This is a genomic window from Enterobacter cloacae subsp. cloacae ATCC 13047 (assembly GCF_000025565.1).
GTDB lineage: Bacteria > Pseudomonadota > Gammaproteobacteria > Enterobacterales > Enterobacteriaceae > Enterobacter > Enterobacter cloacae.
Genome location: NC_014121.1, coordinates 1,733,176 through 1,754,186 on the forward strand (window position 1 = coordinate 1,733,176; position 21,011 = coordinate 1,754,186).

General features: G+C 53.2%; 21 protein-coding genes, 2 pseudogenes and 1 other annotated feature. Of the genes and pseudogenes, 10 read left to right on the plus strand and 13 right to left on the minus strand.

From position 1 onward, the window contains the following. Nucleotides 1-2 precede the first annotated feature (2 nt). Nucleotides 3-278, plus strand: a complete 276-nt coding sequence (locus tag ECL_RS08470) for a hypothetical protein (protein WP_013096348.1) — start codon at nt 3-5, stop codon at nt 276-278. Here the strand turns inward: ECL_RS08470 and ECL_RS08475 are convergent. Next, nucleotides 265-837, minus strand: coding sequence for a tail fiber domain-containing protein (locus tag ECL_RS08475; RefSeq protein ID WP_077681905.1), 573 nt, complete (start codon nt 835-837; stop codon nt 265-267). The two genes, ECL_RS08470 and ECL_RS08475, sit on opposite strands and share 14 nt — an antisense overlap. Nucleotides 838-961: 124 nt before the next feature. Between ECL_RS08475 and ECL_RS08480 the strand changes: the two genes are divergently transcribed. Beyond that, complete coding sequence (locus ECL_RS08480) at nt 962-1,510, plus strand: recombinase family protein (protein ID WP_044159385.1); 549 nt, start codon at nt 962-964, stop codon at nt 1,508-1,510. 24 nt (nt 1,511-1,534) lie between these two features. Here the strand turns inward: ECL_RS08480 and ECL_RS27965 are convergent, their stop codons facing one another. Further along, entirely contained in the window at nt 1,535-1,669 is a 135-nt protein-coding gene (locus ECL_RS27965) for a YnaM/YnfT family protein (RefSeq protein WP_367304137.1), read from the minus strand. 199 nt (nt 1,670-1,868) lie between these two features. Here ECL_RS27965 and ECL_RS08485 point away from each other — a divergent pair, with 199 nt between their 5' ends. After that, nucleotides 1,869-2,294: a site-specific integrase gene (locus tag ECL_RS08485; RefSeq protein ID WP_123906383.1), complete on the plus strand. Its 426-nt coding sequence runs from the start codon at nt 1,869-1,871 to the stop codon at nt 2,292-2,294. An 86-nt stretch (nt 2,295-2,380) separates the two neighbouring features. Here ECL_RS08485 and ECL_RS08490 read toward each other — a convergent pair whose 3' ends face one another. Then, a complete protein-coding gene (locus tag ECL_RS08490; RefSeq protein ID WP_013096351.1) occupies nt 2,381-2,620 on the minus strand; it encodes a DinI family protein in 240 nt (79 codons plus the stop codon). A gap of 302 nt (nt 2,621-2,922) precedes the next feature. On the opposite strand from ECL_RS08490, the pseudogene ECL_RS08495 reads away from it, so the two are divergent. After that, a pseudogene (locus tag ECL_RS08495) lies at nt 2,923-3,198 on the plus strand (helix-turn-helix domain-containing protein); the annotation flags it as partial. 10 nt (nt 3,199-3,208) lie between these two features. Here the strand turns inward: ECL_RS08495 and ECL_RS27695 are convergent. The 7 genes and pseudogenes from ECL_RS27695 to trpL form a co-directional block, all read right to left on the minus strand. Further along, entirely contained in the window at nt 3,209-3,790 is a 582-nt protein-coding gene (locus ECL_RS27695; RefSeq protein WP_013096353.1) for a phage antirepressor Ant, read from the minus strand. Nucleotides 3,791-4,379: 589 nt separating this feature from the next. Further along, nucleotides 4,380-5,189 carry a tryptophan synthase subunit alpha gene (gene trpA / locus ECL_RS08510; RefSeq protein ID WP_013096355.1) on the minus strand — a complete coding sequence of 270 codons (810 nt, stop codon included), beginning with the start codon at nt 5,187-5,189 and terminating at the stop codon, nt 4,380-4,382. Then, nucleotides 5,189-6,382, minus strand: a complete 1,194-nt coding sequence (gene trpB, locus ECL_RS08515; protein WP_013096356.1) for a tryptophan synthase subunit beta — start codon at nt 6,380-6,382, stop codon at nt 5,189-5,191. The genes trpA and trpB overlap by 1 nt, the downstream gene beginning before the upstream one ends. A gap of 10 nt (nt 6,383-6,392) precedes the next feature. Next, a complete protein-coding gene (gene trpCF / locus ECL_RS08520; protein ID WP_013096357.1) occupies nt 6,393-7,751 on the minus strand; it encodes a bifunctional indole-3-glycerol-phosphate synthase TrpC/phosphoribosylanthranilate isomerase TrpF in 1,359 nt (452 codons plus the stop codon). 3 nt (nt 7,752-7,754) lie between these two features. Continuing rightward, nucleotides 7,755-9,350 (minus strand): bifunctional anthranilate synthase glutamate amidotransferase component TrpG/anthranilate phosphoribosyltransferase TrpD, encoded by a 1,596-nt coding sequence (gene trpD / locus ECL_RS08525; protein ID WP_013096358.1) that lies wholly within the window; start codon nt 9,348-9,350, stop codon nt 7,755-7,757. Then, a pseudogene (locus ECL_RS08530) lies at nt 9,350-10,911 on the minus strand (anthranilate synthase component 1). Before ECL_RS08530 ends, trpD begins: the two are co-directional and overlap by 1 nt. A 25-nt stretch (nt 10,912-10,936) precedes the next feature. Next, nucleotides 10,937-11,030 (minus strand) — a sequence feature (Trp leader region). Continuing rightward, entirely contained in the window at nt 11,007-11,051 is a 45-nt protein-coding gene (gene trpL, locus ECL_RS27970; RefSeq protein WP_106993556.1) for a trp operon leader peptide, read from the minus strand. It overlaps the preceding feature by 24 nt. Nucleotides 11,052-11,190: 139 nt before the next feature. Here trpL and rnm point away from each other — a divergent pair, with 139 nt between their 5' ends. The 3 genes from rnm (at nt 11,191) to rluB (ending at nt 13,661) form a co-directional block, all read left to right on the plus strand. After that, entirely contained in the window at nt 11,191-12,072 is an 882-nt protein-coding gene (rnm, locus tag ECL_RS08540; RefSeq protein WP_013096361.1) for an RNase RNM, read from the plus strand. Beyond that, nucleotides 12,069-12,689 (plus strand): L-threonylcarbamoyladenylate synthase, encoded by a 621-nt coding sequence (locus tag ECL_RS08545; RefSeq protein WP_013096362.1) that lies wholly within the window; start codon nt 12,069-12,071, stop codon nt 12,687-12,689. The genes rnm and ECL_RS08545 overlap by 4 nt, the downstream gene beginning before the upstream one ends. 96 nt (nt 12,690-12,785) lie before the next feature. Next, nucleotides 12,786-13,661 carry a 23S rRNA pseudouridine(2605) synthase RluB gene (rluB, locus tag ECL_RS08550; RefSeq protein ID WP_013096363.1) on the plus strand — a complete coding sequence of 292 codons (876 nt, stop codon included), beginning with the start codon at nt 12,786-12,788 and terminating at the stop codon, nt 13,659-13,661. A 36-nt stretch (nt 13,662-13,697) separates the two neighbouring features. Here the strand turns inward: rluB and cobO are convergent, their stop codons facing one another. Then, a complete protein-coding gene (gene cobO, locus ECL_RS08555) occupies nt 13,698-14,288 on the minus strand; it encodes a cob(I)yrinic acid a,c-diamide adenosyltransferase (protein WP_013096364.1) in 591 nt (196 codons plus the stop codon). Continuing rightward, the gene (locus ECL_RS08560) at nt 14,285-15,046 is read right to left on the minus strand and encodes a YciK family oxidoreductase (RefSeq protein ID WP_013096365.1); all 762 of its coding nucleotides are present in this window, start codon (nt 15,044-15,046) and stop codon (nt 14,285-14,287) included. The genes cobO and ECL_RS08560 overlap by 4 nt, the downstream gene beginning before the upstream one ends. Nucleotides 15,047-15,297: 251 nt before the next feature. Here ECL_RS08560 and sohB point away from each other — a divergent pair, with 251 nt between their 5' ends. Next, a complete protein-coding gene (sohB, locus tag ECL_RS08565) occupies nt 15,298-16,344 on the plus strand; it encodes a protease SohB (protein ID WP_013096366.1) in 1,047 nt (348 codons plus the stop codon). Between the two features lie 34 nt (nt 16,345-16,378). On the opposite strand, the gene ECL_RS08570 is transcribed toward sohB, so the two are convergent. Beyond that, nucleotides 16,379-16,630, minus strand: a complete 252-nt coding sequence (locus ECL_RS08570; RefSeq protein WP_003856804.1) for a YciN family protein — start codon at nt 16,628-16,630, stop codon at nt 16,379-16,381. A 399-nt stretch (nt 16,631-17,029) separates the two neighbouring features. Here ECL_RS08570 and topA point away from each other — a divergent pair, with 399 nt between their 5' ends. Then, nucleotides 17,030-19,627 carry a type I DNA topoisomerase gene (gene topA / locus ECL_RS08575; protein ID WP_013096367.1) on the plus strand — a complete coding sequence of 866 codons (2,598 nt, stop codon included), beginning with the start codon at nt 17,030-17,032 and terminating at the stop codon, nt 19,625-19,627. A gap of 187 nt (nt 19,628-19,814) precedes the next feature. Further along, nucleotides 19,815-20,789 (plus strand): HTH-type transcriptional regulator CysB, encoded by a 975-nt coding sequence (gene cysB / locus ECL_RS08580; protein WP_006175683.1) that lies wholly within the window; start codon nt 19,815-19,817, stop codon nt 20,787-20,789. Nucleotides 20,790-21,011: the final 222 nt, after the last annotated feature.

Here is a 21,011-nt window from a genome sequence, read left to right on the forward strand (position 1 = left end):
TAATGAAAATTTTGCTTAGCCCACAACGTGCAGATGCCACAGTCACTTATTCAGCACAGGGCGATGTGCTTACAGTTACGGTGGACGAAAAAGTACATTCTTTCGATTTTTCCAATCTGCAGGACGAGGCTCTTACTGAGTTCTCGTCCTCGCTTCCCATTTGTCCTTTACTCTTTGCGAAGCGGACAGATGATGGCGTAATTGTTTCAGCTCTCCACTATTACGGACCAGAGGCCGATGAGAAAGAGAAAGTTTCTACTGAAATTATTCTTCAGTAGTAAGCTTTTTCGTTACCTCCGCTAATTTCTCCTTGAGCTCTAAAACAGCCAGTAAAAGGTCGGCGACAATCGCCCTGTCGTCGATTCCCCAAAAATCGTCCTCTGTTTCAGGCGGAAGCGCATAGGACTCATTCACAGCGTTGACCTGTTGCGCAATGAATCCGCGCCGCACCCTGGCCTTTGCCATCGGAGAAGCGCCGGAAATATCATTCCAATGGTATTCAACCACTTTCAGTGCAGACAGCCGTTCAAAATAACCATCAACCTGATTGCTGATCACCTCCTTCAGTCTTTCGTCGGAAGTAGCTAGCGCCAGGGTACCTGTTTGCTGTGGGAATGCTGTTCTGGTGCTGTCGGTCTGATCTCCACGCTCTTTACGACGCCACACATAAACCGTTCCGTCCTGCGTCTCGAGGCCAACCTCTTTCCCTACCGTTCCGGCGGCCATATTGCCTGCTCTCAATACGAGAGCTGGGTAGGCAGCCATGTCGATGTATGGGTAAGTAGAAAACGTTTGTGTGGCACTCCAGGTGTTTGCAGCATTTAAAAGCGGAACCACAGCACCTGATGTACCAATATCTTTCGTGGCACTACTTCCCAAACCGACGTTTTATAGATTGCTCTTGAGCGGCCTGGCCGATAACTTCACCTGATTTTTTTGCAGAAATAATTGGGTGAAAAATATGCAAATTGGCTATGTAAGGGTGTCAACAAATGACCAAAATACGGATCTTCAGCGGCAAGCGCTCGAACGCGCAGGATGTGAACAAATTTTCGAAGAAAAAATGAGCGGAACAGTGGCTAACCGGCCAGCGCTGAAAAAGCTTCTTAAGACGCTGAAAGAGGGAGATACGCTGGTAGTGTGGAAGCTCGATCGCCTTGGGCGAAGCATGCGGAACCTTGTACTGCTGGTCGATGAACTACGGCAGCGCGGGATCCACTTCAAAAGCCTTACGGATAGCATCGACACTTCCAGCCCAATGGGGCGTTTCATTTTCCACATCATGTCTGCCCTGGCCGAGATGGAGAGGGAGTTGATAGTGGAGCGCACTCGGGCTGGGTTGGCCGCAGCCCGTGAGAAAGGGCGAATCGGTGGGAGGCGGCCAAAATTGACACCTGAGCAATGGGCTCAGGCTGGCAGGTTGATCGCAAACGGAGTGGATCGGAAGCAGGTGGCGATCATTTACGATGTGGCCGTTTGTACTCTATATAAAAAAATTCCCAGTAAATAAAGACGTTACACGAACTTCAACACATTAAAATTCATCCGGGTTATTCGATGTGCTTATGCCAATTTTGATCAGGCTCAATACTATCAAGCCAAGAGCAACAACTACGGTACTTGCGATTATAAACATTGCCATGTTGAACCTTTTATATGAACTTTTCATTTAGACAATACGGAACTGCAAACGTTCAGAACAAAAAATTCTTAGTATGAGAGCAGGATGTTTGATGTTTCGGACAGCCATATGTAAAAATGAGCTACGGTTGCTGGGCACTGTTCGGTAATTCGAATATTGAATGTTACAACCATGAAGATTCTGTTTGTACATAAGCTTCATGTAACAAGAGGATCTACTGAAAGGAATGATGAGAGATGTGTGGGGGCTTACCGTAGTTGAATTTATTGCTATCAAGCGGAATCTTGAGAATATTTCTGATACATGGTCAGATCTCTGGGCAATGTTGTATCTGAGTCAGGCTAAGCCCGGACAGCTTCTTGGGGCAAAGTTTGATGATGTGAGCCATGATATTCTTGTTCTTTCAGCCACAAAAGGACTGAGGGAAAGATGCATTGCTCTTAAGCCAGGAGTTAAAAGAATTCTCCACTCCCGCAGGGAGAAGTATCCTGAAGATGTGTTTTTGTTTCAGAGCCATTCACATCGTACCAAGACAACTCCAAGACCGGTAACGTTAGTTGCATTTAATGCGGCACTGAAAAGGGCATCTATTGGAGTGACCGCAAAAACAGTGAGTAGTAAAAGTGCTTATTATTTAACGCCACTAAGATGAAGTGCCGTTCAATATCGGAAAAGTACGATGGGTAGTGGTGCATGTCTGCGTAGTTGAAGGTATGCACGAAGCGAACACGGGCTTTGCTAATCATTCACCAGCCACATATTTGCGTCTTCAAACATTTCCTCCAGCATGCGGTTCAGCTTTTCCCGATCGCTTTTGCTGGCATCGCTATTCAAGCCGTTCGCCTGCATCGGCTTCACCCTCACTTCAGCATCAGGGAAAATCTGGTGCACTCGTTTCGTCAACTCGGCCAGGATAATCTCCCTGGCTCCCTCCAAGCCTTCAACGTTTCGCTTATCGTAAACCAGTTCAACAAACATAATGCGCTCCATTATCTACTGTTTGGATATACAGTATTTTTGCTGTGGAGGATTTGTCTGTCAAGGCGTGAGCCCTTTGTTTTTAAATTTTGAGGGTATTTCTGCGTGAATAATTATTGTCGATGTGACCTGCAGAGCCGATGGTGTCTGAGGTTGGCTTAAAAAAGCTTTGGGGCATGGATGGGGCAAAAGTGCATGGTAAAGTGCGTTAAAGTTCGTTAATCATGTTTTGTCTCGATCTCGCTCATCCCTTGTTTTATGCGCTCCTGGACGATCTTTATCGATTTTAAAAATTATGAGTTCATATTATGTCAGCCCTGGCGGAAATGGAGAGGGAGTTGATTGTGGAGCGCACCCGGGCAGGTTTGGCTGCAGCTCGTGAGAAAGGTCGAATCGGCGGCAGGCGTCCAAAGCTTACCCAGGAACAATGGGACCAGGCGGGCCGACTGATTGCGAACGGCGTGGACAGAAAACAGGTGGCAATAATTTATGATGTGGCCGTGTGCACGCTTTATAAAAAATTTCCGGTGGGGATAAATCGGAGAAAAAGCAGCCCACCGTGTGAAATGGCGGGCTGATTTGTGATTTTTACGGTTGTATCCAGCGATCACGTGCTCGCCGTGCTATGGCGATCATTTTCTGTATCTCTCCGAGAGTGAATTTTTCCGCTTCATCGCAAGGCATTACCACATAGCCGGAACGGATCACATGTTCCAGGCATGAATCTGGGTTCATAACTACTTCAGTAGGCATAAGAGGGTGGCAGGCCACAGGCAGGCCGTTTTCGAAATAGGTGATTACTGCGTAATTCCCCGGAAAGGTGTGGCTGGAGGCCTGCTGTTTTAACTGTCTCTCGCATTCGATGAAGTAGCGGCGAATCTGTCTGCCTTTATCGTTTCGTTCAACCATAGCCAGTTCTTTGGCGGTGTCGAGTGTGAGATGGTAATCCTTCCGGTTGTGGCCACCTCGTCCAGAATTTTGCTTTCCAGTATTGGAAAGCAAAACGTAGTCTTGATTTTCAATGAAGCCGTAATCGGCAATGCGGTCTTTTATCCAGGCTGCAAAAATTTTCCCTACTGATAAGAACGCATGAAGATCACGCGCATCGCAGAGAAGGGTTGTTTCATTGCAAATCTTGCCGTTAAAGAGGGGTATAAGCTGAGTGGTCATAGTGACGTCCTCATGTTGGATGAGATTTATCACCACCAACGACGCCAATCATTGGGTGGTGAACTGTGCAGGGTTGGCGTAACCGGTCCAACGTCCGGCGCTTCCGAAGAAGCCCCCACACAGCCCACCATAGATGCAGATGCTGCTGTGCTTAGCGCATAAAAAAACCGCTAACGCGGTTGTGCGCTGTTGGAAAATCCGGGACGCCAATCCCGGCACCAGATTTTGCTGGTGCAAGGCGAGTATGTGAAAAAATCATTTTTATGTCAACGCCGGTCAAAAAATCCTTCTCCAAAACTCAGGCGTAAGTGCATGAAAATGCTTGCGTTCGCACAACGTAAAATGCATTAAAAAATGCGCTAAAATATGGGGTTATCTATTTGAATCAAAAGAGGAATCTGTGGTTTTCGTTTTTCTTTGAACTCAGAAGGTTTAAAGCCGAAAAGAGACCAAATCATACGCTTACGGCAAGGTTTGAAAAGCCATTCACGCCGAAAATATCGATGGGATCAATTTTGGCGTAACGCTTAAGTGATAGCGGGAATATAAGAGGAAGACCGTCTGGCTGAGTCGCCAGACGGTGGAAGGATCAGGCTTTACGCGTTGCGGCTTTCATCGCCGTAACAAATGCTTTGAGTTCAGCCAGCATATGCTCGGGTTTGTCCACGTTCTTCTCAATGATTTTGATGATAGCAGAGCCGGAGATCGCGCCTGCCGCTTTTGCGTCAATTGCCGCCGTAACCTGATCCGGGGATGAAATCCCGAATCCCTGCAGCGGAGGCGCTGCGTGGTATTCAGCCAGTTTTTCTACCAGATGATGCAGCGGCAGCGCGGCTTTGTTTTCAGCACCCGTCACGCCCGCGCGGGAGAGCAGGTAGGTGTAACCGCGGCCGTAAGAGGCAATCTGGCGCAGCAGTTCATCATCGGCGTTTGGCGGGCAGATGAAAATTGGCGCCACGTTATGACGCATAGCTGCCTGGCGGAACGGTGCAGATTCTTCAACCGGGACGTCGGCCACCAGCACGGAGTCAACGCCGACCCGCGCGCACTCGGCATAAAATTCGTCGATTCCGCGGTTAAAGACCAGGTTGGCATACATCAGCAGGCCAATCGGAATGGTCGGGTGCTTCTGACGGATCGCGGCCAGCATCTCAAAACACTGCGTTGGGGTTACGCCCGCGGCAAAGGCACGCAGAGTGGCGTTCTGAATGGTCGGGCCATCCGCCAGCGGGTCAGAGAACGGGATCCCCAGCTCCAGCGCATCGGCACCGGCTTCAATCAGGGCGTCGATAATTTTTAGCGACTGTTCCGGGCCCGGATCGCCCAGGGTTACGAAGGGAACGAACGCGCCTTCCTGGCGGGATTTCAGTTGTGCAAATGCGTTATCGTAGCGTTCCATCAGATTTCCCCTCGTGCTTTCAGAATATCGTGAACGGTGAAGATATCTTTATCACCGCGACCGGAAAGGTTAACGACCAGCAGTTGCTCTTTTTCCGGGTTTTCTTTCATCATTTTCAGCGCATGCGCCAGAGCATGCGAGGACTCCAGTGCCGGGATGATCCCTTCGCTGCGGCACAGCGTCTTAAACGCTTCCAGCGCTTCGTCATCGGTGATGGAGACGTAGTCAGCGCGTCCGGTGCTGTTCAGGAACGCATGCTGTGGCCCGACGGACGGGAAATCCAGACCGGCAGAGATGGAGTACGACTCTTCAATCTGACCTTCATCGGTCTGCATCATTGGCGCTTTCATGCCGAAGTAGATCCCCACGCGGCCATGTTTCAGCGGTGCGCCGTGCTCACCGGTTTCAATCCCGTGACCCGCTGGCTCCACCCCGATCAGGCCAACACGGGTTTCGTCGATAAAATCAGCGAACATCCCGATGGCGTTTGATCCCCCGCCCACGCAGGCAATCACCGCGTCCGGCAGACGGCCTTCTTTTTCAAGGATCTGCGCTTTGGTCTCTTCGCCAATCATGCGCTGGAATTCACGCACGATAGTCGGGAACGGGTGCGGGCCAGCGGCTGTGCCGAGCATGTAGTGCGCGGTTTCATAGCTACCAGACCAGTCGCGCAGCGCTTCGTTACAGGCATCTTTCAGCGTGGCTGAACCACTGTGAACCGGGATCACTTCTGCGCCCATCAGACGCATACGGAATACGTTCGGAGACTGACGCTCAACGTCTTTCGCCCCCATATAGATACGGCATTTCAGGCCAAGCAGGGCGCTTGCCAGTGCTGATGCCACGCCGTGCTGACCCGCGCCGGTTTCGGCGATGATCTCGGTTTTGCCCATCCGTTTTGCCAGCAGCGCCTGTCCTAACACCTGGTTGGTTTTATGCGCGCCGCCGTGCAGCAGGTCTTCACGCTTGAGGTACAGCGTGGTTTTGGTGCCGGCAGTCAGGTTACGGCATTTGGTCAGCGCTGTTGGACGGCCCGCGTAGTTTTTCAGCAGGTCGGTAAATTCAGCCTGAAACGCTGGATCTTTCTGTGCGCTCACAAACGCTTCTTCCAGCTGGCGCAGTGCGGGCATCAGGATCTGCGGAACGTACATCCCGCCGAACTCACCAAAATACGGGTTAAGTAATGTCGTCATTTTTTCTTCCTTAATATGCACGCAGAGTTTTAAATACCGAGGCCAGCTTACTGGCATCTTTGATGCCCGGTTGCGACTCTACGCCTGAATTGAAATCGAGGCCCGCGCAGCCGGTTTTGGCTGCTTCCACACAGTTGTCCGGGCTAAGTCCACCCGCCAGCAGGACATTGTCCAGCGCTTCGCCGTTCAGCAGTGACCAGTCAAAACGTTGGCCTGTACCGCCCTGGCCGTTATCGAGCACGTATTTATCAACATGATTCAGGTTACGTGCTGGCAGGGTGCTGCCCACGCTCTGCGCTTTCCAGATCTGAACCTGAGGAGCCAGCCCGGCACGCAGGGCATCGATGTATGCCTGATCTTCATCACCGTGCAGTTGTACTGCACTAAGGGATAACGCTTCGGCTTTTGCCGTAACGTCCGCAATATCAGCGTTACGGAAGACGCCCACATAACTGAGTGGGGCTGCCGCTATCACCTTGCGTGCCTGTTCATCGCTCACCGCACGCGGTGAGGCGTCCACAAAGATCAACCCGCCGTAAATAGCCCCCGCCTCATAGGCGGCCTGGGCATCCTGTTCGCGGGTTAAGCCGCACACTTTGTTTTCACCCAACAGCACCCGACGCACTGCGGCATTGAGATCGTCATGTGCCATCATCGCAGAGCCAATCAGGAAACCGTTGGCAAAGTGGCTCAGCTCACGCACCTGGGCGTAGCTGTTGATCCCGGATTCACTGATAACAGTCACGCCAGAGCCCAGACGCGGTGCCAGCTGACGCGTACGATTCAGGTCAATTGACAGATCGCGCAGATCGCGGTTGTTAATCCCGACCACTTTCGCCTGCAGTGCAATGGCTCGCTCCAGCTCTTCTTCGTTGCTCACCTCGGTCAGCACGCCCATGTTGAGGCTGTGCGCCACCGCAGCCAGCTGGCGATACTGCTCGTCGTCGAGCACCGAGAGCATCAGCAGGCAGGCGTCAGCCTGGTAAAAACGCGCCAGCCAGATCTGATACGGGTCGATAATAAAGTCTTTGCACAGAATCGGTTGCGGCGCGATGCTGCTGACAACAGGCAGAAAATCGAAGCTGCCCTGGAAATATTTCTCATCCGTCAGCACGGAGATCGCCGACGCATGATGCTTATAAATACCGGCAATACGCGCCGGATCGAAATCCTCACGGATAACGCCTTTCGACGGGGAGGCTTTTTTGCACTCAAGAATAAATGCGGTGCGCGCGCCCTGCAGGGCATCATAGAAACGACGGCTGCTTGGGACGACGTCGTTCTGAAAACTGGCAAGCGGCTGCTGCGCTTTGCGGGCTTCCACCCAGATGGCCTTATCGGCAACGATTTTCGCTAAAACGGTCTGCATTCTTTACCCTCTTGCCGCAAGTGCGGTAACGCGATCGTAAGCTGCACCAGAGCGCAGTACGTCCAGAACTTTTTGTGCGTTGGCTTTGAGATCCTCTTCGCCGTGCAATCGCATCAGCATGGCGACGTTGGCTGCCACGGCTGCCTCATGGGCGACCTCTCCCTTACCTTGTAATAAGCGCGTGAGAATGTCACGGTTTTCTTCCGGCGTGCCGCCTGCCAGCGCCTCCTGATGATACGGCGTTAAACCAAAGTCGGCGGCTTCCAGCTGATAGCTCAGGAGTTCGCCATTGCGCAGTTCCGCAACGAGAGTTGGCGCGTGAAGGGACACTTCATCCATTCCCCCGCTGTGAACTACTGCCGCGCGCTGATAACCGAGCACGCGCAGGGTTTCCGCAATTGGCAGAACCAGTTCCGGGCTGTAAACACCAATCAGCGCCAGCGGCGGGTGCGCCGGGTTGATCAGCGGCCCCAGTACGTTAAACAGCGTGCGTGTTTTAAGCTGCTGACGAACCGGCATCGCATGGCGGAAACCGGTGTGATACTTCGGCGCAAACAGGAAGCAGACGCCCAGATCGTCCAACGCTTCACGGGAGCGTTCGGCGTTCATATCCAGGTTAATGCCGAAGGCAGCCAGCAAATCGGACGAGCCCGAGCGGCTGGAGACGCTGCGGTTACCGTGTTTCGCCACTTTCAGGCCACACGCCGCGGCCACGAAGGCGCTGGCGGTGGAGATATTGATGCTATTGCTGCCATCACCCCCGGTGCCGACGATATCCGCAAACTGATAATCCGGGCGCGGGAAGGGGGCGGCATTTTCCAGCAGGGCCGTGGCGGCACCGGCGATTTCTTGCGGGCTTTCGCCGCGCACTTTCATGCTTACCAGTGCGGCCGCCAGCTGTTCAGGTTTCAGCTCACCGCGAACCACGGCAGAAAAGAGCTGGTGGCTCTCCTGCTGGCTCAGGGTCTGCGCCTGATACAGCTTTTCCAGAATCGGTTGCAGCGTGTTGGTCTGCTCCAGTTTCTGCAACGCCCAGTCCAGCGTCTGCTCCAGCAGTCGCGCGCCATGGGTCGTGAGAATCGACTCCGGATGGAACTGCATGCCGCAGACGCGATCCGCATCGTGACGCACGGCCATTACCATCCCTTCAAACGAGGCGTTAATGGTCAGCCCGGCCGGGATGTTGCTGCCTACCAGGGAGTGATAACGCGCAACCGGCAGCGGATTTGGCAGGCCGGCAAACATCGCCTGGCCGTCATGTTCAATGCTGGAGGCCTTGCCATGCAGGATCTCACCTGCCTGACCCACGTAGCCGCCATAGGCTTCCACAATCGCCTGGTGACCCAGACAGATACCGATAATCGGCAGTTTACCGCGCATACGGGTCAGCAGCTCCGGCATACAGCCCGCTTCACTGGGGGCACCTGGACCAGGAGAGAGCATCAGCACCGGGTTTTGCATGGTTGCCAGACGGTCTATCAGCGTCTGTGCCGGAACATGGTTACGATAGATAACGACGTTGTGACCATTCGCACGCAGCTGATCTGCCAGGTTATAGGTAAAAGAGTCGATGTTATCGAGCAGCAGAATGTCAGCCATCAGAAAATCTCCTGTGCGTGATGTGCGGTAGCAATGGCGCGCAATACCGCGCGGGCTTTACTGCGGGTTTCGTCAGCTTCAGACTGCGGAACAGAATCCAGAACAATCCCTGCGCCTGCCTGCACGGTAGCGATACCGTCCTCAACGTAGGCGGAGCGGATCACAATGCAGGTATCCAGATCGCCATGGGCGGTGAAGTAGCCCACTGCACCACCGTAACTGCCGCGACGGCGCCCTTCAGCCGCCGCGATCAGCTGCATGGCGCGAACTTTCGGCGCGCCGCTCAGCGTGCCCATGTTCATACAGGCGCGGTAGGCGTGAAGCACGTCGAGGTCGCTGCGCAGTTCGCCCACCACGCGGGATACCAGATGCATAACAAACGAGTAGCGGTCGACCTTGGTTAAGTCCGCCACGTAGCGGCTGCCAGGGGTACAAATGCGCGCCAGGTCATTACGGGCCAGATCAACCAGCATCAGATGCTCGGAGAGCTCTTTATGGTCGGTACGCATTTCCAGCTCAATGCGGCTGTCGAGATCGCGATCCAGCGAGCCATCGGCTCGACGGCCGCGTGGACGGGTTCCGGCAATTGGGTAGATCTCAATCTGGCGGCTGGTGGCGTCATATTTCAGTGAACTTTCAGGGGATGCGCCAAACAGGGTGAAATCATTGTCCTGCATAAAGAACATGTACGGGCTTGGGTTGCTCTTTTTCAGCACGTCATAGGCCGCGAGCGGCGACGGGCAGGGCAGAGAGAAACGACGGGAAGGAACAACCTGGAAAATTTCTCCGGCGCGAATCGCTTTTTGCATCTGGCGAACCACGGCACCGTACTGATCGTCGCTCTGATTAACCTCACAGGTCATTTTCTCGACACGATGTACAGGCAGCGCAGGCGGCGCTTCGGTCATTTGTTGCTGCAACTGCTCAATACGCTGCTCAAGGCGTTTTTTCTCTGTCGCGGATGGCGTGAAGAGGCTTGCCTGAATACGGGTGTTTTTTTCTGGTGGTCGATCACCAGTAAGGTTTCGGCCAGGTAGAAGCAGTAGTCGGGGCAGCGGTTACCCTGTTCAATGTCCGGTAAATCTTCGAACCCGGCCACCAGGTCGTAAGCAAACAGCCCGCCAAAGAACATTGCTTCGCGTTCATCTTCCGGCACGGTGACCAAATTTTGCAGCAGACGGAAGGCATCAAAAACGGAAAGAGAGCACAGGCGTGCGTCTTCGTCCAGCAGCTGGCTCACCGGCGGGAAGTGCAGAACGCGCATTTCAGGATGGTGTTCATTTTCGATACCAGCAGGCAGGCTCGCATCCAGTAACGGCAGCAGAGCCGCACCGTTATCCGATAACGCTTTGATAGTGACAGTGTCACCTAGCGCCGTAATGCGCAGCGCGCTGTCCACCAACAGCAGGCTCTTGAGATCGTCTTTGCTGTCAATATCGGCGGATTCCAGTAACAACGTGGCTGGACGCGCACCGCAGACCTGATGAAACAGCGCGGTTGGGTTGTGGCGATAGGCCGCCTCGCTGGTCAGCAATTCGAGGTGTGGTTTGGCTGTTTGCATTATGTTGTTCTCATTTATTCTGTTCAAAAAAAAGCCCGCTGATGAGCGGGCGGGTATCTGTTTGCTGTACGCAGACGTGTGACACTGCCCGGAAATCAGGAAGTGCGCCACCAACCGTGCAGAGTGAAATGTGCAGTCATTTTCAGATACCTTTCTCGTGTGAACTTGCGTACTAGTTAACTAGTTCGATGGCGTGTTGTCAACCCTTGATTTCAGAATTTCGTGGCAAGTCGGTATCATGGGCTTTTAAGATGTCTCTAACCTGTGACGGGAAGTGCTTTGAGCGATACCACCTACGCCGTAATTTATGATTTACACAGCCATACCCAGGCCTCCGATGGTCTGCTGACGCCCGAAGCGTTGGTGCATCGTGCCGTTGAAATGCGGGTTGGCACGCTGGCCATAACCGATCACGATACAACCGATGCCATTCCAGCCGCGCGCGCCGAGATTGCCCGCAGTGGTCTGGCACTCAAACTGGTTCCTGGCGTCGAGATATCGACCGTCTGGGAGAATCACGAAATCCATATTGTTGGCCTGAACATTGATATAGACCATCCGGTAATGTGTGCGTTTTTGCAAGAACAAAAAACGCGCCGCAACCAGCGCGCAGAAATGATCGCTGAACGTCTGGAAAAGGCGCATATTCCGGGCGCACTGGAGGGGGCACAAAGGCTGGCAAATGGGGGCGCGGTAACGCGCGGTCATTTTGCCCGTTTTCTGGTTGAGGCGGGCAAGGCCACAACGATAGCGGATGTCTTTAAACGCTATCTGGCTCGCGGGAAAACCGGATATGTTCCGCCACAGTGGTGTACAATAAAACAAGCTATTGATGTGATTCATCATTCTGGCGGTAAGGCCGTGCTGGCCCATCCGGGGCGGTATAATCTTTCTGCTAAATGGCTGAAAAGACTGCTGGCGCATTTTGCCGAATGCGGTGGCGAGGCGATGGAAGTCGCCCAGTGTCAGCAGGCGCCCAACGAGCGTTCGCAGCTTGCGACCTACGCCCGCCAGTTTGGTTTGCTGGCGTCACAAGGCTCAGATTTTCATCAGCCCTGTGCGTGGATAGAACTGGGACGCAAGCTTTGGTTACCCGCAGGCGTTGAGCCTGTCTGGCAGCTCTGGGAACAGCCACAGCAACTTGAAGAGAGGGAAGTATGAGTCAGTTTTTCTATATTCATCCGGATAATCCGCAGCCGCGCCTGATCAATCAGGCCGTGGAGATCGTGCGTAAAGGGGGCGTTATCGTCTACCCGACCGATTCGGGTTATGCGCTGGGCTGTAAGATTGAAGATAAAGCGGCGATGGAGCGTATTTGCCGTATTCGCCAGTTGCCGGACGGTCACAACTTTACCCTGATGTGCCGGGATCTCTCTGAGCTATCGACCTATGCTTATGTCGATAACGTGGCATTTCGTCTGATTAAAAATAACACGCCGGGCAACTACACCTTCATCCTGAAAGGGACGAAAGAGGTTCCGCGCCGTCTGTTACAGGAAAAGCGCAAAACCATCGGGATGCGTGTGCCGTCTAACCCGATTGCCCAGGCCTTGCTGGAAACGCTGGGTGAGCCGATGCTCTCAACCTCACTGATGCTGCCCGGCAGTGAATTCACCGAGTCCGATCCGGAAGAGATCAAAGACCGTCTGGAAAAGGTAGTTGAGTTGATTATTCATGGCGGTTACCTCGGTCAGCAGCCGACCACGGTTGTCGACTTAACGGAAGATGCACCGGAAGTGATTCGCGAAGGCGTGGGTGATGTTAAGCCTTTCTTGTAAAGGTGTAAGCAGCTATACTACGCGGCCATCAAATCAGGGCATAGCCCTGGTTTGACCTGATTCGACGCCTGTGAAGGCGACACCTGAGGAAGCTCAATGAGCGAGAAGTTACAGAAAGTGCTGGCGCGTGCCGGCCACGGCTCACGCCGTGAAATCGAAGCCATTATTGAAGCCGGACGCGTGAGTGTGGACGGTAAAATCGCCACGCTCGGTGACCGCGTAGAAATCGTGCCGGGGCTTAAAATCCGTATCGACGGTCATCTTATCTCGGTTAAAGAATCTGCTGAGCAGATCTGCCGCGTGCTGGCGTACTACAAGCCGGAAGGTGAACTGTGTACGCGCAACGACCCGGAAGGTCGCCCGACGGTATTTGACCGTCTGCCTAAACTGCGTGGCGCACGCTGGATTGCAGTGGGGCGTCTGGATGTGAACACCTGCGGTCTTCTGCTGTTCACAACGGATGGTGAACTGGCAAACCGTCTGATGCACCCAAGCCGTGAAGTGGAACGCGAATACGCCGTACGCGTGTTCGGCCAGGTTGATGAGAACAAACTGCGCGATCTGTCGCGTGGCGTTCAGCTGGAAGACGGTCCTGCAGCGTTCAAAACCATCAAATTTACCGGTGGTGAAGGGATCAACCAGTGGTACAACGTTACCCTGACCGAAGGCCGTAACCGTGAGGTTCGTCGTCTGTGGGAAGCGGTGGGCGTGCAGGTTAGCCGTCTGATCCGTGTCCGTTACGGCGATATTCTGCTGCCAAAAGGTCTGCCACGTGGTGGCTATACCGAACTGGACCTGACGCAGACCAACTACCTGCGTGAACTGGTGGGCCTGGCGCCAGAAACCACTTCCAAAGTGGCGGTGGAGAAAGATCGTCGTCGCATGAAGGCGAACCAGATCCGTCGTGCGGTGAAACGCCACAGCCAGGTGAACAATAATCGCCGCGCTGGCAGCCGTAATAACAACGGTTAAAAATAAAAGCCCGGTTAATTTCACCGGGCTTTTTTATCAATAATCAATGCCGATTTGCGCTTTGATACCGGCATCAAAAGCATGTTTAACCGGACGCAATTCGCTGACGGTATCCGCTAATTCCAGAATATCCCGATGACAGCCGCGGCCTGTGACGATCACCGTCTGATGCGCCGGGCGATTCCTGAGTGCCTCCAGTACGGCGTCCAGCGGCAGATAGTCGTAGGCGACCATATAGGTGATCTCATCCAGTAACACCATGTTCAGGGCCGGGTCTGCCAGCATTCGTTTTGCATGCTCCCAGACCGCGAGGCAGGCCGCGGTGTCGGTTTCCCGGTTTTGGGTATCCCACGTAAAGCCTGTCGCCATCACCTGGAACTCAACCCCGTGCGGCTCAAGTAAATTACGTTCACCGTTGGGCCATTCCCCTTTAATAAACTGAATGACACCCACTTTCTGCCCGTGACCAACGGCGCGCGTGGCGGTACCAAAGGCAGCGGTGGTTTTGCCTTTGCCGTTGCCGGTAAACACGATGATGATCCCGCGTTCATCCTGAGCAGCGGCGACACGGGCATCAACCTGTTCTTTCAGGCGCTGCTGACGTTGCTGGTGACGTTCTTCACTCATTGCGAAATCCCGGGTTTACGGCCTGGCTGGGCATCAAAGGTCATCCCTGTTTTACGGCGGCTATCATCGCCCATCAGCCAGAGATAGAGCGGCATAATATCTGCCGGGGTTTTAAGCTTCTGCGGATCTTCCGTCGGGAAGGCGCTGGCGCGCATTTTGGTACGCGTTCCGCCTGGGTTAATGCAGTTCACGCGCAGATGACGGCTCTGATACTCCTCCGCCAGCACCTGCATCATCCCTTCGGTCGCGAATTTTGAGACCGCATACGCCCCCCAGTTTGCGCGGCCTTCGCGCCCTACGCTGGAGGAGGTGAACACCAGCGAACCGGAATCAGATGTGAGTAATAAAGGAAGCAGTGCCTGGGTCAGGAAAAAGGTGCCGTTGATATTGACCTGCATGACCTGCTGCCAGATCTCAGGATCCTGTTCATCCATCGGGCGAACCTCCCCAAGCAAGCCGGCATTGTGCAGTACGCCATCCAGCCGTGGGTAGTGGGTGCTGATGCGGTGGGCAAGCTCCTGGCACGTTTCAGGGGTACAGGTGAGCAGATCCAGCGTGTACCAGCGGGCAGGAATGCCACCGGCGGCGTCAATCTCCTGAGCCACTCCTTTGAGTTTTTCTTCGTTACGGCCAATGAGAATTACGCTCGCGCCATAGTCAGCGTAGGTCAGTGCCGCTTCGCGGCCAATACCATCGCTGGCACCAGTGACCAGAATGATGCGGTTCTGCAGCAGATTTTTTTGCGGTTGATAATGCACGGTGACTCCTCGGCGCACAGTGATGCAAAGACGCCTTATTGTGTGACTTTTCGGCTTTATGCCCGAATTAGCATGAGAATTCAATCAGTCTACAGGACGCATCGCTGTAAAATTAACAATTTGCAAATATTTAAACCAGAATCGGGGGATTCCTGAAGACGGCTCGCAGAGGTAATGTCACGAGCGAGACGCATGGGCAGGGCTGTTGTACACTGCCGTGAAAGATTCGTGGTTAAATCAAGGTGGAACGCGTGGAATTACTTTCTCAATATGGGTTGTTTTTGGCAAAGATCGCGACGGTGGTGATTGCCATTGCGGTAGTGGCCGTTCTGATTGTTAACCTGACGCAGCGCAAACGTCAGCGTGGTGAGTTACGCATTACCCGCCTGAGCGAGCAGTATAAAGAGATGCAGGAAGAGATGTCGCTGGCCCTGCTTGACAGCCATCAACAGAAACTGTGGCACAAAGCGCAGAAGAAAAAGCATAAGCAGGACGCCAAAGCGGCAAAAGCCAAAGCGAAGCTTAACGCGCCGGAGGAAACCTCAATCCCGCGTGTCTATGTGCTCGATTTTAAAGGCAGCATGGATGCCCATGAGGTCTCTTCCCTGCGTGAAGAAGTCACCGCCGTGCTTGCCGTGGCTAAACCGCAGGATCAGGTGGTTGTCCGTCTTGAGAGTCCGGGTGGGGTCGTTCATGGTTATGGGCTGGCGGCTTCGCAGCTACAGCGTCTGCGTGAAAAACAGATCCCGCTGACGGTTGCGGTGGACAAAGTCGCGGCGAGCGGTGGCTATATGATGGCCTGCGTGGCGGATAAAATTGTTGCGGCGCCGTTTTCTATTATTGGCTCCATCGGGGTGGTTGCGCAAATCCCGAACTTTAACCGCTTCCTGAAAAGCAAAGAGATCGACATTGAATTGCATACGGCGGGTCAGTACAAACGTACCCTGACGCTGCTGGGGGAGAACACGGAAGAAGGACGGCAGAAATTCCGTGAAGATCTCAATGAAACCCATCACCTCTTTAAAGACTTTGTGCACCGTATGCGCCCGGCGCTTGATATTGATCAGGTGGCAACTGGGGAGCACTGGTACGGTACGCAGGCGCTAGAAAAAGGGCTGGTGGATGAAGTGGGCACCAGTGACGACCTGCTGTTGAATCTGATGGAAGGGCGCGAACTGGTTGGCGTGCGCTTTACCCAGCGTAAGCGATTGCTTGACCGCTTTACTAACAGCGCGGCCGAAAGCGCGGATCGCCTGCTGCTCCGCTGGTTGCAACGCGGACAAAAACCGCTGCTGTAAACAAAAACGCGAGGCCAGAGCCTCGCGTTTTGCGTTAATCGACCAGGTGATATTTCTCTGAAAGCGTGTGCGCCAGGTATTTAAACATATTGAATACGGCGGTGCTTTTCGGGGTGGGTAACCCTTGTTCGTCAAGGAAGTATTCGCCGCTGAATACCAGCACGCCGTTACGTTGTTCCACGCCGGTCGCTTCAATACCCGCCAGGGTGTCTTCATGGTCACGAATCAGCTTATTTGCTTCGATAAGCAGAGAGGCTCGATCAATGGGTTGGGTTGTATTCTGCATAATCCACTCCTTAAACAGTGACAATAGTCTACGCCGGGGGCGCTTTGGGGGCAAATTTTCCCTGTAATGTGAGGGGGTAAGGGGCCGTGACCTGGCTGGCAGGATTTGCTTTTGCATGCTAATAAAGTTGCGTAACGAATTTTATCAGGTAGAGTGTGCGCTTTCGTCATTCTGGCAACAGAATTGCTTGACATTCGACCGGGAATTCGTCACGAATTACATCCGATGTGAGAAAAATACCCGATAACTCAATCACCTGGGCGTTAACGCTTTGACGTTCAGTAAGACAAAGGGGTTGATATCCCCTGACGCAGTCGCAATATCAATGGCTCGTCGTCAGTGGAAGGGAAATCAACATGCGGCGTATTCCTGGAAGAATTAAATTAGGTAAAGGTGAATATGGGTAAAGCTCTCGTCATCGTTGAGTCCCCGGCAAAAGCCAAAACGATCAATAAGTATCTGGGTAATGACTACGTGGTTAAGTCCAGCGTCGGTCACATCCGCGATTTGCCGACCAGTGGCTCAGCCAGCAAAAAGAGCGCAGACTCTACCTCCACCAAAGGGGCTAAAAAGCCTAAAAAGGATGAACGTAGCGCGCTTGTCAACCGCATGGGTGTTAACCCATGGCATAACTGGGATGCACACTATGAAGTGCTGCCCGGCAAAGAAAAAGTCGTTAACGAGCTGAAGCAGCTTGCTGAAAAAGCAGACCACATTTATCTCGCAACCGACCTTGACCGCGAAGGGGAAGCCATTGCCTGGCACCTGCGGGAAGTGATCGGGGGTGACGACAAACGCTACAGCCGTGTAGTGTTTAACGAAATTACGAAGAATGCGATTCGCCAGGCGTTTGAGAAGCCGGGTGAACTGAACATCGACCGCGTAAACGCGCAGCAGGCACGCCGTTTTATGGACCGTGTCGTGGGTTACATGGTCTCTCCACTGCTGTGGAAAAAGATTGCCCGCGGTCTGTCCGCAGGGCGTGTGCAGTCCGTTGCTGTGCGTCTGGTTGTTGAACGCGAGCGTGAGATCAAAGCCTTCGTCCCGGAAGAGTTCTGGGAAGTGGATGCCAATGTCACCACGCCGGGTGGAGATGCGCTGCCGCTGCAGGTGAGTCATCAGAATGACAAACCGTTCCGTCCTGAAAACCGTGAGCAGACCATGGCTGCCGTGGCGCTGCTGGAAAAAGCGCGCTACCAGGTTCTGGAGCGTGAAGATAAACCGACCAGCAGCAAACCTGGCGCACCGTTTATTACGTCTACGCTGCAACAGGCTGCGAGCACGCGCCTGGGTTATGGCGTGAAGAAAACCATGATGATGGCCCAGCGTCTGTATGAGGCGGGTTATATCACCTATATGCGTACTGACTCGACAAACCTGAGCCAGGATGCCGTCAACATGGTGCGCGGCTACATCAGTGACAACTTCGGTAAGAAATACCTGCCAGCGAGTGAAAACCAGTACGCCAGCAAGGAGAACTCACAGGAAGCGCACGAAGCCATTCGTCCTTCTGACGTCTCCGTGTTAGCCGAATCGCTGAAAGATATGGAAGCCGATGCCCAGAAGCTGTATCAGCTTATCTGGCGTCAGTTCGTGGCGTGTCAGATGACACCAGCACAGTATGACTCCACCACGCTGACCGTTGGCGCGGGTGATTTCCGCCTGAAAGCGCGTGGCCGTATCCTGCGCTTCGATGGCTGGACTAAAGTGATGCCTGCGCTGCGTAAGGGTGATGAAGACAGAACCCTGCCTGCGGTAAACAAAGGGGATGAACTCTCTCTGGTTGATCTCGTGCCTGCCCAGCACTTCACCAAGCCGCCAGCGCGTTTCAGCGAAGCGTCTCTGGTTAAAGAGCTGGAAAAACGCGGTATTGGCCGTCCATCCACCTATGCGTCGATTATTTCGACCATTCAGGACCGCGGTTACGTGCGTGTTGAAAACCGTCGTTTCTATGCGGAAAAAATGGGTGAGATCGTCACTGACCGCCTGGAAGCCAACTTCCGCGAACTGATGAACTACGACTTCACCGCGCAAATGGAAGACAGCCTCGATCAGGTTGCCAGCCATCAGGCCGAGTGGAAAAAGGTTCTCGACAGCTTCTTCAGCGACTTTACCAACCAGCTTGAAAAAGCGGAAAAAGATCCTGAAGAGGGCGGCATGCTGCCGAATCAGATGGTCCTGACCAGCATCGACTGCCCAACCTGTGGTCGTAAAATGGGGATCCGTACTGCCACTACTGGCGTTTTCCTCGGCTGTTCTGGCTACGCGCTGCCGCCGAAAGAACGCTGCAAAACCACCATTAACCTGGTACCTGAGAACGAAGTGCTCAACGTGCTGGAAGGGGATGATGCGGAAACCAACGCCCTGCGTGCAAAACGTCGCTGCAAGAAATGCGGCACCGCGATGGACAGCTACCTCATCGATCCAAAACGTAAATTGCACGTCTGCGGTAATAACCCGACCTGCGATGGATATGAGATCGAAGAGGGTGAGTTCCGCATTAAAGGTTACGACGGTCCTATCGTTGAGTGTGAGAAGTGTGGTTCTGAGATGCACCTGAAAATGGGGCGCTTCGGCAAGTACATGGCGTGCACCAACGACGAGTGTAAGAACACGCGTAAAATCCTGCGTAACGGTGAAGTCGCGCCGCCGAAGGAAGATCCGGTTCCGCTGCCAGAGTTGCCGTGCGAGAAGTCCGACGCTTACTTCGTGCTGCGTGATGGTGCTGCCGGCGTGTTCCTTGCGGCAAACACCTTCCCTAAATCGCGCGAAACCCGCGCGCCACTGGTGGAAGAGTTGTACCGTTTCCGCGACCGCCTGCCTGAGAAACTGCGCTACCTGGCCGATGCGCCACAGCAGGATCCGGAAGGCAATAAAACCGTTGTGCGTTTTAGCCGTAAAACGAAGCAGCAGTATGTTGCGGCGGAGAAAGACGGCAAGGCAACCGGCTGGTCAGCATTCTTTGTGGATGACAAATGGGTTGAAGGCAAGAAATAATCTTTCCTTACCGTAACTTACCTGTGAAAGGGCCGGACTTCCGGCCCTTTTTTATTACCTTGTTATTATTTTTTGTTCCGTACTATACAGTCAGGCTATAAATGATATAGTGGTTATAGTTAACCCTTTTCTTATTATCAAATCGTCTTAAGCGATTGACCGCATGCGCTAAATCGGATGGTCTGGCATGAAATTACAGCAGCTTCGTTATATTGTTGAGGTGGTAAACCACAACCTTAACGTCTCTTCTACCGCTGAGGGGCTATATACCTCTCAGCCGGGTATCAGCAAGCAGGTCCGCATGCTGGAAGATGAGTTAGGTATTCAGATTTTTGCTCGTAGCGGTAAACACCTCACCCAAGTGACGCCAGCAGGGCAGGAGATTATCCGCATCGCGCGGGAGGTCCTCTCTAAAGTCGACGCCATTAAATCGGTGGCGGGTGAGCATACCTGGCCGGATAAAGGGTCGCTGTATATTGCTACCACCCATACCCAGGCACGCTATGCGCTGCCGGGCGTCATAAAGGGCTTTATTGAGCGCTATCCACGTGTTTCTCTCCATATGCATCAGGGCTCGCCGACGCAAATCGCTGAGGCGGTTTCGAAGGGTAATGCGGACTTTGCTATTGCAACCGAAGCGCTGCATCTGTATGACGATCTGGTTATGCTGCCGTGCTATCACTGGAACCGTTCTATTGTCGTCACGCCCGATCACCCGTTAGCCGGTAAAGGGTCGGTCACTATTGAAGAGCTGGCGCAATATCCCTTAGTGACGTATACCTTCGGCTTCACCGGGCGCTCCGAGCTTGATACTGCATTCAATCGTGCAGGATTAACGCCGCGTATCGTCTTCACCGCAACCGATGCTGACGTGATTAAGACCTACGTGCGGCTTGGACTGGGGGTGGGCGTAATTGCCAGCATGGCGGTTGATCCCGTATCTGACCCTGACCTCGTGCGTCTTGATGCGCATGATATTTTCAGCCATAGCACCACCAAGATTGGTTTCCGTCGCAGTACCTTCCTGCGTAGCTATATGTATGATTTTATTCAGCGCTTTGCCCCACATTTAACGCGCGACGTAGTCGATACGGCCGTAGCATTACGTTCAAATGAAGATATCGAAGAGATGTTTAAAGACATCAAACTTCCGGCAAAATAATCACTCCCGGTATCTTTCCGCCCAGGAAAGATACCGAAATAACCTCTCAAAGCTAAATTAGAATTATCATCATCTGCACTTAACTGCCGTATAATGTCATTAACCATTTATTCAGTGTGGTTATAATGTCGTGAATTGGCGACAAAAGTAGAACTAATTTTTGGCTTCGCAAATATTTCCTTTCAAATATTTATTTCTGGTCAAAAGAATGAATATTTCCCA